Genomic DNA, 15,455 nt, shown 5'->3' with positions numbered 1-15,455 from the left:
CGGGACGCACGCTACCGGCCTATGGGCGCCAGCTGGCCGGTGTGCCGCGCACGCGAACGCGGCACCTGGGTGCCACGCTCGCCGGTCACTCAGTGCGGAGCGCGGGGAATGGTCTTGAGCAGGTCTTCGGGGCTGATATGGCCGACCACGGCCTCGGCGGCGCTGCCCGGTAGCGGCAGGTCGAGGATATGACCCTTGATCTTGCCCACCACATGCATTTCGCACGGCTTGCAGTCGAATTTCAGGGTCAGCACTTCATCGCCGTGTACCAGTTGCATCGGTGCCACCTTGGTGCGCACGCCGGTCACGCCCTTGGCCTGCTTGGGGCACAGGTTGAAGGAGAAGCGCAGGCAGTGCTTGGTGATCATCACCGGCACGTCGCCGTGCTCTTCATGGGCCTCGAAGGCCGCGTCGATCAGTTGCACCCCGTGACGGTGGTAGAAATCCCGGGCCTTCTGGTTGTAGACGTTGGCCAGGAATGACAGGTGCGATTCCGGGTAGACCGGCGGCGGGCTGCTTTCGGCCTTGCGCGAGCCCCGTGGGTGGGCAGCGATGCGTGCGGCGTCCAGGGCTTCGATGACCTCCCGGCGCAGGGCCTTGAGCTGGGAGTTGGGGATGAAGTAAGCCTGGGGCGCGTCCAGCTTGATGCTGGTGGCGTGGTAATGGGTGGTGCCCAGCTGGCCCAGCAGATCCTGCAGTTGCCCCAGGGCCTGTTCCGGCTTGTTGGCCACGCCGAACGGGCCATCCAGGGCGACGCTGGCGCTGATGCCTTCCTCGCTGGTGGCGGTCAGTTCCAGCCGTGCTTCGCTCAGGCGTGCCAGCCAGGACAGGCCGATGCGCCGCTCGGCGGAAGTGCGGGTCAAGGCTTGCTGCCAGTTGTGGTCGAGGTTGCGGCTCAGCGGGTGGTTGGGCCGCAGACGGCTCAGGGCTTCGGGCATCTCGTTGGGTTCGACCCGATAGCGGTAGCGTTTCTCGCCATCTTCTTCGAACTCGCCACGGGCCTCGGCGATGTTGGCGCGGAAACCCACCACCTCACGCTTGACCAGCAGGTTCAGGCCATCGCCATTGGACAACGGCTCGAAGGTCACCACCTGCAGGTCGCGCTTGCCGACCTTTTCCACGGTGCCTACCGGCAGCCCGGTGAAAGTCGGCGAGTCGAAGGCGCCGATGTCGATCTTGCGCTCGCTGACAAAGTAGTCGGTGCTGCCGCGGTGGAACGTCTTGTCCGGGTCGGGCACGAAGAAATGCGCGGTACGGCCGCTGGAGGCGCGGGCCAGGTCGGGGCGATCTTCCAGAACCGCGTCCAGGCGCTGGCGGTAGTAGGCCGTGATGTTCTTCACATAGGCCATGTCCTTGTAGCGCCCCTCGATCTTGAACGAGCGCACGCCAGCTTCCACCAGGGCGCGGATGTTGGCGCTCTGGTTGTTGTCCTTCATCGACAGCAGGTGTTTTTCATAGGCGATCACGCCGCCGTGCTCGTCCTTGAGGGTGTAGGGCAGGCGGCAGGCCTGGGAGCAATCGCCACGGTTGGCGCTGCGGCCGGTCTGGGCGTGGGAAATGTTGCATTGGCCGGAGAAGGCCACGCACAAAGCGCCGTGAATGAAGAACTCGATGGCGGCATCGGTTTCAGCGGCGATGGCACTGATTTCCTTGAGGTTCAGCTCGCGGGCCAGGACCAGCTGGGAGAAGCCGGCCTGGTCGAGGAACTTCGCCCGCTCCAGGGTGCGGATGTCGGTCTGGGTGCTGGCGTGCAGCTCGATGGGCGGAATATCCAGCTCCATCACCCCCAGGTCCTGGACGATCAGCGCATCGACCCCCGCGTCATACAGTTGGTGGATCAGCTTGCGCGCCGGTTCCAGCTCGTTGTCGTGGAGGATGGTGTTGAGGGTGGTGAACACCCGGGCGTGATAGCGGCGGGCGAACTCCACCAACTGGGCGATCTCGCCCACCTCGTTGCTGGCGTTGTGGCGGGCGCCGAAGCTCGGGCCGCCGATGTACACCGCATCGGCGCCATGCAGGATGGCTTCGCGGGCGATGCTCACATCGCGGGCAGGGCTGAGCAGTTCCAGGTGATGTTTGGGCAAGGACATGTTTTTTTTAGTCAGGCTTATCAGGGTCAAGGCGCGCATTGTAGCGGCGAAACGCTTGCCCGGCACCCGTGCGCTGCCAGGTGGCGGCCACGCCTTGCGCGTAGCCGCCGATTGAAGCGCTGCCTCAGGCCTTTGCGGCCATTGCCGTGACTTCCACGCGCATGCCTTCCACCGCCAGGGCGGCCACGCCAACCGCGGCACGTACCGGCCAGGGCTTGGCGAAGAAACGCTGGTAGACCGCATTGAATGCCGCACGATCGGCCATGTCGGTGAGGTAGATGGTCAGGTGCATGACCCGGTCCATGGAACTGCCGGCGCGCTCCAGGGCCACTTTCAGCGCCTGCAGCGTGCATTCGCTCTGCAGGGTGATGTCCCCCAGTTCCAGGCTGCCGTCGGCGCGGGTAGGGATCTGGGTGGAGACCAGGATGCCGTTGAAACCGACCACGTCGGAGGAAATGGAATCGGCGTCCGGGTCGGGGGTGAAGCTCAGGTCTTGGTTGGCCATGGGGGTCTCTTGTTCGAGGGGAAAAAGGTTCGCAAGGATGAGTGGGTGTCGACTGAAGTTCAAGTTGTGAGGGGCTTTTTGCGGTCCTCATTCCATGCATCGTCCAGGTCTCGCTTCCAGGCGGCAATTCGTCGTGGGTCACACAAGGCCTTGGCCAAGGCCTGGTGCACTTCATAGTTGGGCTCGGTTTGACTGAGCCCATTGGTCCAGTCCTTCACCTGTTGATAGAGACTTTGGGTCGTCGTTGGGGCATCGTTTTTTCGCTGCCGGGTCAGGATGGACTTGTACAGCTTGCGGTTCTCGCCCTTGAGCTCTCGGGTCCAGCGATCTTCCAGGTGCAGGAGCCTGTTCAAGTTGTGGACCCGTTGCGCATCGGCTGCGCGGGTGCTCTTGAGCATGACGCTGAGCTTGGTGTCGTTGAACTCCAGCTTGAGCGTGCCGGCGGGGTTACGCCTGTAGGGGTGGAACCACTCCTCAAAGGAGCCGCCGCTGTGCACGGGATGTGCAGCCTTGTTCTGTGGACCATTGCACTCGCCGCAGATGGGGACCAGATTCTCCGCACACACCGCCAGCAAGGGGTAGGCACTCTTGGGTATCCAATGGTCGACTTCGACATTGCGCAGCTCACCTCCACACATCACACAGACATGCCGTGCGTCCTGGTCCTTGTCACCCTTGTGAAGCGCAAGAAAGCTGTCGCAAAAGTGCTGGTATTTCAGGAGCGAGCTGCGCTCACCAGTAGGCGTACCGTCGGCAAGGTAGGGCAGTCCGTCTTTAAGCCCCTTGTTGTAGAACGCCTCCATCAGGTCCTGGAGGTTTTTTTGGTGGGCTTTGGCATACGGGTCGCCAGCGAAGGGGTAACCCACTGGCATCGCAGGAGCGATGGGCGCGGCCTCGAAGTATCGCCCAATCCGGCTGGTTGCATTGATCCAGTCACGCAGGCGGTCCTTCTGCGTGTCATTGAGTTCGGCCAGGTGGGCGGCCCGCTCCAGAAGCTTGTGGCGATTGAGCTTTTTGTTCAGAAAGCCCCACAGCCAACGGCTTTCTTCCAGGCTCAGGGGCAGCGTCTGCAAGTCGGCAGCCGTCAATTGCGCTGCCCGGGTCGAAGGCTGGCACAACCACAGGGCAAACACATGCATCATGTTCTGGCATGCCCTCAAGGCGGCGGAGCAGCCGACTGGCTCTATGGGCTTAAGCATCGGCATCACCCCGGCCTTTGTTGGCGGCCTGGAGCTTGTCGATCAAGCCATGCAGATCGGCTTTCAAGTCATCCGACTTCACATGTTCGATCAAGGCATTGAGGGTTCGAGCGTCCTCGGTCTGCTCCCAGTGATTTAGCCGGGCGCGCAGTTCGGAGCGATAAAAACCGGTGCCAAGCCGATTGACCACCGCCCTGAGTTGCTTTATTTGCTCGGCAGTGGGTACCTGCACTTGCTCCACATGGTCGAGAAAGGTTTCGATACGCCGCTGCGCACGGCTACCGATACTGTCTTGCGTGTGAAACAGATTCATCATCAGCGCCCCGGGATCCGTGGCGAAGGTGCGGGTGCTGACCTGATTGGCCGAAGAGCTGCCATCCTCTCCTTTCTTGATAAAGATGATTTCCTCATCGAACACATCCGACAGCACGATGGCCGAATGGCTGGCAATCAGTACGCTGCTGGCATCCTCGCCCATGGCTTGCTCGATATTGCTGACAATCTCGCGCTTCCAGGCGTCGTTGAAGTGGGTTTCCGGCTCATCGAGCAGCAGCAGGGCATCCTGCTGGCCCGCCAGCAGATGGAACAGCGCCCAGCGTCGCAGCACCATCTGCTCGCCATCGGAAAGGTCGGAGTAGCTCATGACCCCACTGTCGTTGGCGAACTCGTCCTCAGGCTTTTCATTGCGCCGCAACGACATTTCGATGCCGTCGATCAGGCCAACGGCCAGCCACCGGGACAACTCGTTGAAACGGCTGAACGCACTCTGGTTTGCCTCTCCCAGCATTAGGGTCAGGGCCTGATCCTGAGTGGCCGCCTGCGACAGTTGCGGGTTCAGGTACTGGCTTTTATCTACGGCTGGAACCGGGGCGTCCACATCAAAGTGCAATACCCGCAGGCGATCGCCGGGATCGGGTAGGGCAAGCACCTCGCCGGCCACCAGCAGCAGGTCGTGCATTTTGCTTTGCAAGGCCCGCGGTGCCGCCAGGGCCCGGTGCAGGTCCAATCGCAAGCGCACACTGACGAGCCGATGCCAGCCGGCCTTGGCGAATAACCCGCTTAGCCCGCGATCGTCACCTTCCTGCGGGCGTTGCTGCATTAGGTCCTGCAGGACCACGGCCAGCAGCGCGGCATCCGGACGGCCGTCGCTCAGCAGGATCGGACGATCGAGCTGGTCACTGGCCTCGTCCTTGCCATGGGGCAGGGGAGACTGATCCTGCGGGGCAGGCTCGGTGCCATTCAATGACGCCTCATCCTGGTAGGTCCAGCCAACAGGACGTTCCAGTTCGAAGGGGTATTGCTCATCGGGCTTGAAGCGCAAGGCGCTAGCCACCTGCTCCAGCGGCGGGCGCCAGATGTCCTGCCACGGCCTCCAGGAGCCGGAGGTGTAGGCCAGCACCTTGGGCAGCAGGTCCGTCACGGTTTGCGGATAATCCCCTTCCTTGATTCGTGGCGTGAACAGTGGCAACCGCTCTGTACCCAGTTGTTCGATGAGTGCCTCGAAATCGGCGCTGCCCGCGTTTTTTGCAATGGGCTCGCCCTCTGCCTGCCACAGGCTGGTGGACGCAGCAGTTCCTGAGCTCTTGAAAATGACGCTGCGCAGCTTGCCGCTGGCGACCGTGCCCAGTTCATAGACCAAGGTGAAGGCGAAGCCAGGCAGCCGGCCATCGGCCAGGGCGATATAGATCGAGGCGATGGCGCGCAGCAGATGGCTTTTGCCACTGCCATTGAGGCCCACCACGAAATGGATGGCGCAAGGTTGTGGCTGATCCTGGACCAGGGCTTCCCAGGGCGCATCCTGAGCGAAACACACCTTGAGCTGGCTCAGGGGGGCGTAGAGGTTCAGATTCAAATAACGCAAACGCATTTATTGTCCCTTGTTCGAACGGCTGACGCTGTCGCGAAAGCGCTTTGCATCCTGCATGGCGCTGTCTTCCTCGACGCGCCCCGAGTCGTTGATCCGATAGCTCCTGAATGCCGTCATGAACTCACCCTCGGTGCCTGTACCTGATCCCGGAATGCTCATTTTGCGGATCAGCCCCAGCGCTGCGATCTGTTCCAGGGTTCGGTGCAGGGACACCGTCGATAACCCTGATTGATGTTGTGCAGACACTAGGCTGTGGCAAAAGGCTTCGACCGCATCCTGATCATCTATCACCAAGGGGAACGGCAGTTCACTCAGTTCTTTCCAGACCTGGGACTGGAAGCTCGAGAGCTGGGCGGCGACTGTCGTACGTGCGCTGCGCGAGACACTTCTGACGGGCTCGGGAACCTCGGGCCGCACAGGAAGCACGAGGCGTGGTGGCGATGGCTCCGCAATGCCCCGGGTTTGCTGTTGAGCTCGCCATTTAGCCGAAAGACTGGAGGAAAAGGCCTCCGTCAGCATGGCCTCGCCAAGCCGCCGCGCCGTTTCCAGGGCATCGTTGATCCGCTCGATCGGGACTTTACGTAACAGGTTGACGATCGGCTTTTGCTGGTCGAGAGGGGGTAATGGCAGCTCAAGGCGCTCAAAGAAAGAGCGGTAGATCCGTCCGGGGATGCTTCTTAGTACTGATGCCGGCACATGCTGACGCAGCCACGACAACCTTATGAAGCAGGCCAGATAGTCCGGCAGTAGAACCTTGGTATCAGGGCGTAGCACCTGGAAGGCCGCCGAGGCGAGGGGCGTTGCGTATTCATCAGGGGTGACAGCGAAGGCAATGCCCCGTGACCTGAAGCTCTGATTGAGTGTAAACAGCACGTCATCAGCCTGGACTTCGGCGCAGGTAGGGGGCAGTTCTTCGAGCTTGAGCCTTTGCGGCTCTACCTGACCGGTTATGTGGTCAAAGCTTCGCGGGGAAAACAGCTCTGTCCTGGAAGGCCCCTGGTACTTCTTGGGATGGGCTCCCGCAGGGCTGAACTCGCAGATTGAAGATAACTTGACCCTGGGCCAGGCCTGAGCCTTCTCTCCAGAAACCAACAGTTGCAAGGCCAGAGCATCGGATAGGTCAATGACTTTGTTCAGTGCGTCCTGATAAGGCTCCAGCGAGGCCTTCTGCAGCAGTTGGATAAGGTAGTCCTGCTCTTGCAGCGGTGGCACTGGAATGGACAGGTTTTTGAAAAAACTGAGCGGAATGCTCAGTTGGCTTTGCGTGCCTCTATTGGTGTTCAACGCTGCCTTCTGGACCCAAGGCTGCTGGATGAAGTGCAGCAAGAAAGCAGGGCGTATCTGCGGACCGGCGCGCAGGGCCAGGAAGTATTGAGCAAGGCCAAGTTCGGTGACCAGCCCCGAGACTATTGTCGCTTGCATGGCGTCTCGGCCACGGGTGGCGATCAACACATCTCCATTTTTGAACAGCACGCCCTGGCGGGAAGTCTCGCCATAGGCCTGAATGCTGGAGTTCAGGCTGGGACCCGTCAACTCGGTGATGAGTGACTTGGGAAAGAAGGTCACCGGGGTCTCTGGCTCCGGGCGCTGTATGCGCGGATTCAGCTCGCAAACGTCCAGTAGCCCGACTTCTTTCCAGGAGGGGGGCAGGGTCATTGCACCTCTCCGATCTCGTCTCGCAGCTGGCGCAGTTGTTCAATGACTTTGAGTTCCAACTGCTCTAGCTCATCGATCAACTGCAAGGCTGTGTTCTCACCGGCGGATTTGGGTTGTTCAATGACCTTGTACTCATCAATGTCCAGGCTCCAGTCCTTGGCCTCGATGCAGTCTGGGTCCAGCGAGTCGGGAAATAGAGCTTCGGAACCTCTTAACTTGCGACGTACAGGAACCAGCCATTGTTTGACTTGGGTGCTGCTGCGCTCGATTACGTTATGGAGGGACGTCCAATAAGGACCTTCTTCGGCACCGGCCTGGAAATATAGATCCCTTCCGCGCTCCCAGAGCTCTGCACTCAGTTGACGTCTTCGGAAATGCACGAAGGCATCGAACAAGTCATTGTCCGCGTCAGCGGGCAGCTCCTTGCGCTTGTGGTCCATCGAGAGCCCATCCTGAGTCACCTCGTAAAACCAGACAGCGTCGGTTTGTGGTGGTGCAACGTGTGGCGAGGCCGGCGCTTGATGGTCGGTTACCTTGCGCACCACCAGTATCGCCGCCTTGATCCCGGTGTAAGGATTGAAAATCGCTCCCGGCAACAGAATCACGGCTTCCACTGAATGCCTGGAAAGCAGTTCGCGCCGCAGGTCGATCTGGGCTTGCGAACGGCCAACCAACAGGTTCTGAGGAATGATCAGCGCCGCGCTGCCGCCAACCTGCAACAGGTTCAAGGCGCGCCAGACAAACAGCAGCTCAACCTTATCGGAACGGTTGCCCTGATCATCCCGGGCATAGAAGGGCAGGTAGTTTGCGCCAGCAGCTTCCTGCGGGTCGATCCGGCCGCCAAATGGCAGGTCGCTCAGGACAAAGTCGTAACTCTCTTTCAGCCAGCGGCCCGCAGCCCCTTGAGAGTCACCGGTGACCAGGCTGTTACCTTGCATGCATTGTGGCGACTCGATGTCATGCAGCAGGAGATTGACCCAGCCAATCCGGGCCAGGGTATGGCTGAGGTCGATGCCCACCAGGGAATGGCCGTTATGGATCTGTTTTTTGGTAGCGGCCGACAACCTGGCATGCCTGGATAGCATGTATTGCTGAGCGCTAACCATAAAACCGCCCGTGCCGGCAGCAGGGTCGATGATCCGTTGCCCGGGCAGGGGGGCCAGCAGGGCCACCATGAATCGGGTTATATGTCGCGCGGTGACAAGAGGACCGATGTTGCTGCTGGTCGAGCCTTGGGTAAACAGATACTCGAACACTTCCCCGGGTGAAAACCCTTCCTGGCGCTTCTGCCCGGGGTAGGGAAACAGCTCGTCAATGGCGTGCACCAAGCCCGTGAGAGCCTGGCTTTTGCTCGGGTCGAGCTGAAAGTAGGCGTCACTCAGCATGCCATTCAGGCCCAGACGCTTGACCAGGGATGGATAGTTGCCGATTCGCATTTCCAGGCTGCGCAGCCACGGAAAAATCTGGTCATTCAAGTAAGTGCCAGGGTCTCGATGCATCAGCAATTTCTTCCAGAACGAGTGATGCTTGTTCGGGGGGTGGACCTCATCAGGCATGAGCACTTGAAAGACCGACGGCAGTCCCTCTTCATCGTCCGCAGAGGCAATGTCATCCAGGCGTTTGAGAAATATCAGGCAGGCAATCTGTTCAAGCGCCACGTAGGGCGAGGAGGCCAATCCAGCACCGGAAACCAGGTCCCAGAGCGAAGCAACTTTGTTCTTGATCTCAAGAGGCAGCATCGTAGTCCTTTGCGATAGGGGCTGCTGTGCAGCGAAACGGCGGCAAGTATAAGTGGGCAATGCAATGAGCTGCCGGCAGCCATGGGTGTTTCGAACCAGGCACCGGGCAGTCTATGTCCCTTTTTCGACCTGGAACAGTTGCAGCAAGCCTTGCAGGGTGCTGTCGACGAAGCGCTGGTCGGTGGTGCCGGCGGGAAAAATCAGGACGCGATGGATCACCAGCGACGCCAGGCCGTGGGTATAGGACCAGCCGGCGAGGGCGGCTCGGCGAACCTCGGGTTGCTCCATGTCCAGCTCTAGGACTTCGGCGACGATCCGCCGCAGTTCGCCGAAAGCCTGGTCACGAGCACCATGCAGTTCAAGGGGCATCTGGCCGTCGGCAAACTCGGGGCCGAACATCAGCTGGTACAGCGCCGGGTTGGCGCGGGCGAAGCTGAAATAGGCCAGGCAGGCGTTGCGCAATGCCTGCAAGCCGTTCTCGGAGCCGTGCGTGGGCAGCTCTTGGGCCAGCTCGCGAAAGCCTTGAGCCGCCAGGTGACCGATGAGCTCCGCGCGATTGGCGTAGTGGTGGTAGGCCGCCGTGGCGCTGACCCCGACCCGTTCGGAAACCGCCCGCAGCGACAGCTTGGTCGGACCCACTTGCTCAAGCATGTGTCGGGCCGCTTTGAGCAACTGTGGTGCCAGATTGCCCACGTGGTAGGCGTCCCGCGACCGCGGGGAGTGCTTGGTCATGTCAGGAGGGCCCCGAATGGCTTCGACTGGAAGGCGGAAAAACGCCGGAATCCTATCATGGGCAACAATCTTGACGATGCTAAGATTGGCTCGTAGCCTGGGCACCACTACAACAAGACGACCCCAGGATCAATCCCATGTCCGAACTCAAGCTTCAGCCTCAGGCCCACGCATCCTTGCAACGCTGGCACGCCATGGTCGCCGAGCAAGACCTGCGTGACTTGCCCGAACTGCTGGACCCCAAGGTGGTGTTTCGCTCGCCCATGGCTCATACCGCCTACCCGGGAGCCCAGGTCGTGGCGACCATCCTTGGCACGGTGCTTAATGTCTTCGAGGCATTCGCCTATCACCGTGAACTGGCCACCGCCGATGGCCTGAACGTGGTGCTGGAGTTCAGTGCTCGAGTCGGCGACAAACAGGTCAAGGGCATCGACATGATCCGCTTTGACGAGGGCGGCAAGATTGTCGAATTCGAAGTCATGGTGCGCCCCATGAGCGGATTGCAGGCCCTGGGAGAGGAAATGGGCAAGCGTTTGTCCAGCTATCTTGCTGCCAGCAAGGGCGCGCTGCCGGCGCCCTGATACTGCGGGTTATTCGAGTGTTTCACCGGCGTCCGGGGTCAGCCATGTCTCCAGCACCCGCCGGTCCAGCTCTTCCCAGTCGGCCATGCCCAGGACCCGGGTGGTGTTCAGGCCACGCAGGTAGCCACGCAATTGATAGGCGGCGATCCGCAGGCTTTGCGGGTCGGCGCTGCTGTCACCCAGCACCTGTTCGTACTCCACCAGGTAGTCCGCCACCCGCTCACGGAATTCCGGGAGGACGGCGTCGCGAATCAAGTCAAAGGTGCGCATGGGGAAATCCTTTTTTTAGTTGTAGTCGGGCTGCCGGGCAGTCTGCCCGGGGGGCAACTATCGGTTCAAGTAATAGTGACAATCAAGCAACGCAAGTTCTGCTTTGGGCGCCAACCATGGACAATCGCCCCCGACCCAAAACCATGACCGCAACGGCAGCGCCCGTGACGCTGAACCGTTGCGCACCGAACCAGGCTGTACATTTTCAGGACTTACCGATGCGCCCTCTATTTGCTCCCGCCATGACCCTGGCCACCTTGCTGCTGGCCGGTTGCGCCACCGCGCCCAACGACCCGACCCTGGTCATGCAGACCCGGAAAACCCCGGCCGAATATGCCGAGTGCGTGGTGCCCAAGCTGCAAGGCAACGCCCAGAGCCCGACGGTTTCCCAGACCCAGCGCGGTTTTCGCATTGTCGTTGCCAGCAAGGTGGCTGCAGACAACGTACTGGAAGCCTACAAGGCGCCCAATGGCGGCAAGGTGTTCCTCTACGAGCGGCACTTGCTGGCCTCCAGCTTCGCCCCGTCGAGCTTCGAACGCGCGGCCCAGGAATGCCTGTAGCCAGCCGTGTTAAACCGCCTCTTTCAGTAACTTTTCGATCTGCGCCAGCTCCCAGGTACTGAGCAGGCTCACCGGGTCGGTGCCGAAGCGTTGCCGCGTATCGAGCTGCCAGACATCGCCTTCGGCGCTGCGGCAGCTCTGGCAGTGATGCAGATGCCGGCCATCGAAATCCAGCAGCAACTGCCAACCCTCGATATCCACCTGCACCTGGCCAGCGCCCGAATGGCTGGCGCTGGGCCGTAGGGGGTAAACGCCAAGGGCGGCATCGCGCAGGCGCTGGCAGACATCTCGGGCATTCAGGCAGGGCATGGGGCTCTCGCGGGCAGTGCAGGGACAAAGGCGCTCAGGATATCCATCGACTGCGTGGGTGCAAGTGCCGATTGGTCGCTGTGCTGGCCCGGGCCAGTGGCTGGCGAACTCACTGCACGCCTGAAATGGCGCCGCAAAGCCCAGGGCCTTGCGGCAACCCCTCGATCAGAAGCTGTAGTCGGCGGTGACGAACAACGAGCGCGGTTCACCCATCAGCCATTGCTGGCCGCTGTTCTGTTGCGCCGCGGCATAACGCCGGTTCAGCAGGTTGTTCACCTGCAGGCCCAGGCGCACATCGGGCAGGGCCTGCCAGCCGAGGTTGGCATCCAGCACCGTGTAGCCGGGTACATCGACGCTATTGGCGGTGTTGGCATAACGCGCATCGACGTAGCGCAGGCCCATGCCGGCTTCCAGGCTCGGGGCCAGGGCCTTGTTCAGCCACAGGTTGGCGGTGCGTCGCGGCACGTTGGTGGGGCGATTGCCGGCCCGGGACACCGCTTTGCCAGAGACCACCTCATCGAAGTCGTCGTACTCGGCGCGCACCACCGAGGCGTTGGCCGAGACTTGCCAGCCGTGATCCAGGGCCAGCTCCAGCGAGGTTTCCAGGCCGTCGGCGGATTGCTGGCCGACCTGCTGCGCCAGGCGGGTCACCGGATCGGTGGTCAAGAGCTTTTTCTTGACGATGTGGTAGGCCGCCAGGGTCCATTCGCCACGGCCGCTCCAGAACTGCTGCTTGAGCCCGAACTCGGTCTGCTTGGCTTCGGTCAGGTCCATCTGCAACTGGCTCGGGTTGAGGCTGATCAGGTTGCTGACCCCGTCTTCACTGGTGGAGTACTGGCCGTACAGCGACAGTTGATCGGTGACCGCGAACACCAGGCCGGCGCGCCAGTTGCCGCCGGTGAGGCTGCGATCGGTGCGGGTGCCGGCGCGCAGATCACTGCGATCGATATGGTTCTGGTCGCGGCGGATGCCGGTCACCAGCGACCAGCGCTCCGACAGTTGCAGGCGGTTTTCCGCAAACAGGGCGAAAGTGCGGGTGCTGCTGTCGGTCTGGGGCGAGAAGGGCGAGCGGCTCTGGAAGTAGCCCGGTGCCGGGTTCCACGGGTCGATGTAGTCGCTACCGATATCCTTGTAGGGCGAGTTGTTGGCCACGCCGAAGCGAATCCTGTTGTACTCCAGGCCGATCACGGTCCTGCTGTCCAGGCCGAACAGCGAGTGGTTGAAGGTGAAGCTCTGGCGATCGCCGATCTGCTCCTGATCGTGCTTGATCTCCAGGTAGTCGCCGCGCAGCAACTGCTCCCGGGAGCTGACCCAGTTGTAGGCTTCGGCGTTGCGCCAGTGGCGGCGGCTCTTGATGTAGTAGAGCTGGTTGCTGGCGCTGAGGTTGTCGCTCAGGGTCCAGTCGGTGTTGAGCCGGGTCCATTCGTCGTTGTAGCGCTGCACGGCGTTGCGCAGGTTGTAGTTCTTGTCCCGCAGGCTGTCGCGGTATTGGCCGGCAATCAGCGGCGTGCCGAAATAGCTGGCGGGTTCGCTTTCACCGCGTTCATGGGCCAGGGTGAAACCGAGGTCGTCGGTGGCTTGCCAGCGTAACGCCGCGCTGAGTGCCAGGCTGCGTGACTGGCCCTGGTCGACCCAGCCATTGCTCTGTTGCTGGTTCAGGGTCAGGCGGTAGCTCAGGGTATCGGTCAGCGAGCCGCCGCTGTCCAGGCCCAGTTGCTGGCGATCATGGGAGCCATAGCCCAGGCGCAGGTGGTTGTGGATCTCACCGTCGAAGGGCTTCTTGGCAATCACGTTGATCACCGCGCCGGTGGCGCCTTCCCCGTACAGCACCGAGGCCGGGCCGCGGATCACGTCGATGCGTTCGACCATCCACGGGTCCACCGGGAAGGTCTGGCTGCCGGCGCCGGTGTACAGGCGCGCGCCGTCGAACAGGGTCATCACCGAGGAGTGCCCGGTAAAGCCGCGGGCCGACAGTGCGGTATTGCCGTTGCCCGGGGTGGCGATGCTGGTGATGCCGGGGGAGCGGGTGACGGCATCCTGCACCGTGAGGTTGTTGCGGTTGCTGATGGCGTCGTTGCCCAGGCTGCTGGTGCTGGCCGGAGTCTCCAGGGCCGTGAGGTTCAGCCGCGAGCCGGCGGGCAGGGGCGTGTCCAGAGAGGTTTGCGGGGCGCTGGAGACTCCGCTCACTTGGGTCTCGGGCAAGACCAGGGAGGTTTTCTGTTCAGCCAAGGCCAGCGCCGGGTAGGCCATGCAAGGCAGGAGGGTGAAACACAGCCAGGGGCTCGCCAGGTGTTGCAGCAAGGAGGTGCGGGACATGCGATTCCTACTACTTGTAAGGAATGAATGAATCCCGGAGGGAACAACGCATAGGGAATCGCGGGCAGCCGCGCCCACGAAAACCGGACTGCGCCCGCCCACCGCGGGGTTGTCAAACGAAGTTGCAGGCCGGTCTCCGGGCTTGCGAGGGTCATGAGGCATTCACCTTCCCATGCCTTGGCACAGTGGTCTGTCGAATGCTTCGCTCGCTTACCGTTGCGGGGGCAGCGCCGGACTGATCATCGAAATGACGCACCGGCTTCCCGTTTAACCCCATGCACGGCGGCATGGGACACCTGAAACTGGCGCGCATATGAGCACTGCCGAGCCCTTGCGTCAATGGCATGTGGCCAGCTACGGCGGCGGTTTCAGCGCTTTATACCAGGCAAGTCAATATATTGACCTATTTTTCCTGGCGCTTAAATAATCGACAAATATCGACACATTATTGACGATTATACTTTTCTGACCCAGTATGTCGGCGCTGAGCGATTGATTATCTTGAGTTTTTTTGACGCCAAAGCGCTGAACTCTGCTCCGAAAATAGGCGAAACAGCCTATGGCGCAGAGCAGCCACTAAAAACATGACGGCCAGGATGGCAAGTAGCCAGGGCTGATCCGTTGGCTGTGCTAGCTTCAGACGGCGTAGCCGCGATATTTCTCTTTGGAATGATCTATGTCTGCCGAACGGATACTGGTTACTGGGGGCGCTGGTTTTATCGGTTCTCACCTCGTGGATGCACTGCTGGCCAAGGGTTATGCGGTGCGGGTTCTGGACGACCTTTCCACGGGCAAGGTCGGCAATCTGCCCATGGGCGATGCTGGCCTGGAACTGCTGGTGGGGGATGCCGCCGATGCGGTACTCCTGGCGGATGCCGTTCAGGGCTGCGATGCCGTGGTGCATCTGGCTGCTGTGGCGTCGGTCCAGGCTTCGGTCGAAGACCCGGTGGCCACCCACCAGAGCAATTTCATCGCCACCCTGCGCCTGTGCGAGGCGATGACCGCGGCCGGTATCCGCCGCGTGGTGTTCGCCTCCAGTGCGGCGGTCTATGGCAATAACGGCGAGGGCACGCCGATTGCCGAAGACACCCCTAAATCTCCCCTCACGCCCTACGCGGCGGACAAGCTCGCCAGCGAGTACTACCTGGACTTCTACTGCCGCCAGCATGGGCTGGAACCGGTGATCCTGCGCTTTTTCAATATCTTCGGCCCGCGCCAGGACCCTTCATCGCCGTATTCCGGGGTGATCAGCATTTTCAGCGAGCGGGCCAAGGCCGGGCGGCCCATCACCCTGTTCGGCGATGGCGGGCAGACCCGCGACTTCGTCTATGTCGCGGACCTGGTGAAGATCCTGGTGCAGGGCCTGGAATGCCCCGCGCCGGCAGCCGATGCCACCAATGTCGGGCTCGGCGGGGTGACCACCCTCAACGATCTGATTGGCGCCCTGCAGCAGATCAGCGGCAAGCCGCTGCAGGTGAGCCACGGCGCGACCCGCTCCGGGGATATCCGCCATTCCAAGGCCGACAACCGCCGCTTGCGCGAGCGCTTCGACCTGGGCACGCCCAGCAGCCTGGCCGAGGGCCTGGAACGGCTTTACCGCAGCCTTTAGTTCGTTGCCTTAGGGGCGCCCG

At 61.6% G+C, this 15,455-nt stretch carries 13 protein-coding genes and 1 riboswitch; of the genes, 3 read left to right on the top strand and 10 right to left on the bottom strand.

All coding sequences use genetic code 11. The features are described from left to right. Positions 1-89: 89 nt before the first annotated feature. The 7 genes from AC1RCO_RS05870 to AC1RCO_RS05840 form a co-directional block, all read right to left on the bottom strand. Complete coding sequence (locus AC1RCO_RS05870; protein WP_011061249.1) at positions 90-2,090, bottom strand: peptidase U32 family protein; 2,001 nt, start codon at positions 2,088-2,090, stop codon at positions 90-92. 124 nt (positions 2,091-2,214) lie between these two features. Further along, positions 2,215-2,595, bottom strand: coding sequence for a RidA family protein (locus AC1RCO_RS05865; RefSeq protein WP_015635583.1), 381 nt, complete (start codon positions 2,593-2,595; stop codon positions 2,215-2,217). A gap of 59 nt (positions 2,596-2,654) precedes the next feature. Then, positions 2,655-3,737 carry an HNH endonuclease gene (locus AC1RCO_RS05860; protein ID WP_492617499.1) on the bottom strand — a complete coding sequence of 361 codons (1,083 nt, stop codon included), beginning with the start codon at positions 3,735-3,737 and terminating at the stop codon, positions 2,655-2,657. 49 nt (positions 3,738-3,786) lie between these two features. After that, positions 3,787-5,661, bottom strand: coding sequence for an AAA family ATPase (locus AC1RCO_RS05855; protein ID WP_011061251.1), 1,875 nt, complete (start codon positions 5,659-5,661; stop codon positions 3,787-3,789). Beyond that, positions 5,662-7,317 (bottom strand): restriction endonuclease subunit S, encoded by a 1,656-nt coding sequence (locus tag AC1RCO_RS05850; protein ID WP_065364043.1) that lies wholly within the window; start codon positions 7,315-7,317, stop codon positions 5,662-5,664. Beyond that, a complete protein-coding gene (locus tag AC1RCO_RS05845) occupies positions 7,314-9,056 on the bottom strand; it encodes a class I SAM-dependent DNA methyltransferase (protein WP_492617498.1) in 1,743 nt (580 codons plus the stop codon). The genes AC1RCO_RS05850 and AC1RCO_RS05845 overlap by 4 nt, the downstream gene beginning before the upstream one ends. A gap of 111 nt (positions 9,057-9,167) precedes the next feature. Continuing rightward, positions 9,168-9,788 carry a TetR/AcrR family transcriptional regulator gene (locus tag AC1RCO_RS05840; RefSeq protein WP_123397379.1) on the bottom strand — a complete coding sequence of 207 codons (621 nt, stop codon included), beginning with the start codon at positions 9,786-9,788 and terminating at the stop codon, positions 9,168-9,170. 137 nt (positions 9,789-9,925) lie between these two features. On the opposite strand from AC1RCO_RS05840, the gene AC1RCO_RS05835 reads away from it, so the two are divergent. Next, entirely contained in the window at positions 9,926-10,369 is a 444-nt protein-coding gene (locus tag AC1RCO_RS05835) for a nuclear transport factor 2 family protein (protein ID WP_011061255.1), read from the top strand. 9 nt (positions 10,370-10,378) lie between these two features. On the opposite strand, the gene AC1RCO_RS05830 is transcribed toward AC1RCO_RS05835, so the two are convergent. Continuing rightward, positions 10,379-10,639, bottom strand: a complete 261-nt coding sequence (locus AC1RCO_RS05830; RefSeq protein ID WP_053151631.1) for a hypothetical protein — start codon at positions 10,637-10,639, stop codon at positions 10,379-10,381. 218 nt (positions 10,640-10,857) lie between these two features. On the opposite strand from AC1RCO_RS05830, the gene AC1RCO_RS05825 reads away from it, so the two are divergent. After that, a complete protein-coding gene (locus AC1RCO_RS05825; protein WP_015635586.1) occupies positions 10,858-11,199 on the top strand; it encodes a lipoprotein in 342 nt (113 codons plus the stop codon). A 9-nt stretch (positions 11,200-11,208) separates the two neighbouring features. Here AC1RCO_RS05825 and AC1RCO_RS05820 read toward each other — a convergent pair whose 3' ends face one another. Beyond that, positions 11,209-11,508 (bottom strand): DUF7693 family protein, encoded by a 300-nt coding sequence (locus tag AC1RCO_RS05820; RefSeq protein WP_065364046.1) that lies wholly within the window; start codon positions 11,506-11,508, stop codon positions 11,209-11,211. Positions 11,509-11,673: 165 nt separating this feature from the next. Further along, a complete protein-coding gene (locus AC1RCO_RS05815; RefSeq protein WP_492617497.1) occupies positions 11,674-13,824 on the bottom strand; it encodes a TonB-dependent receptor in 2,151 nt (716 codons plus the stop codon). Positions 13,825-13,934: 110 nt separating this feature from the next. Then, a riboswitch (cobalamin riboswitch) is annotated at positions 13,935-14,139 on the bottom strand. Positions 14,140-14,500: 361 nt separating this feature from the next. Between AC1RCO_RS05815 and AC1RCO_RS05810 the strand changes: the two genes are divergently transcribed. Continuing rightward, on the top strand, positions 14,501-15,433 hold the full coding sequence (locus tag AC1RCO_RS05810; protein ID WP_492617496.1) for an NAD-dependent epimerase/dehydratase family protein: 933 nt from the start codon (positions 14,501-14,503) through the stop codon (positions 15,431-15,433). Positions 15,434-15,455 lie beyond the last annotated feature (22 nt).

This window comes from Pseudomonas sp. GW823-FHT03E05 (genome assembly GCF_058796855.1).
Note: the sequence above shows the minus strand (reverse complement) of the source record. Positions and strands in the feature narration are given on the sequence as shown.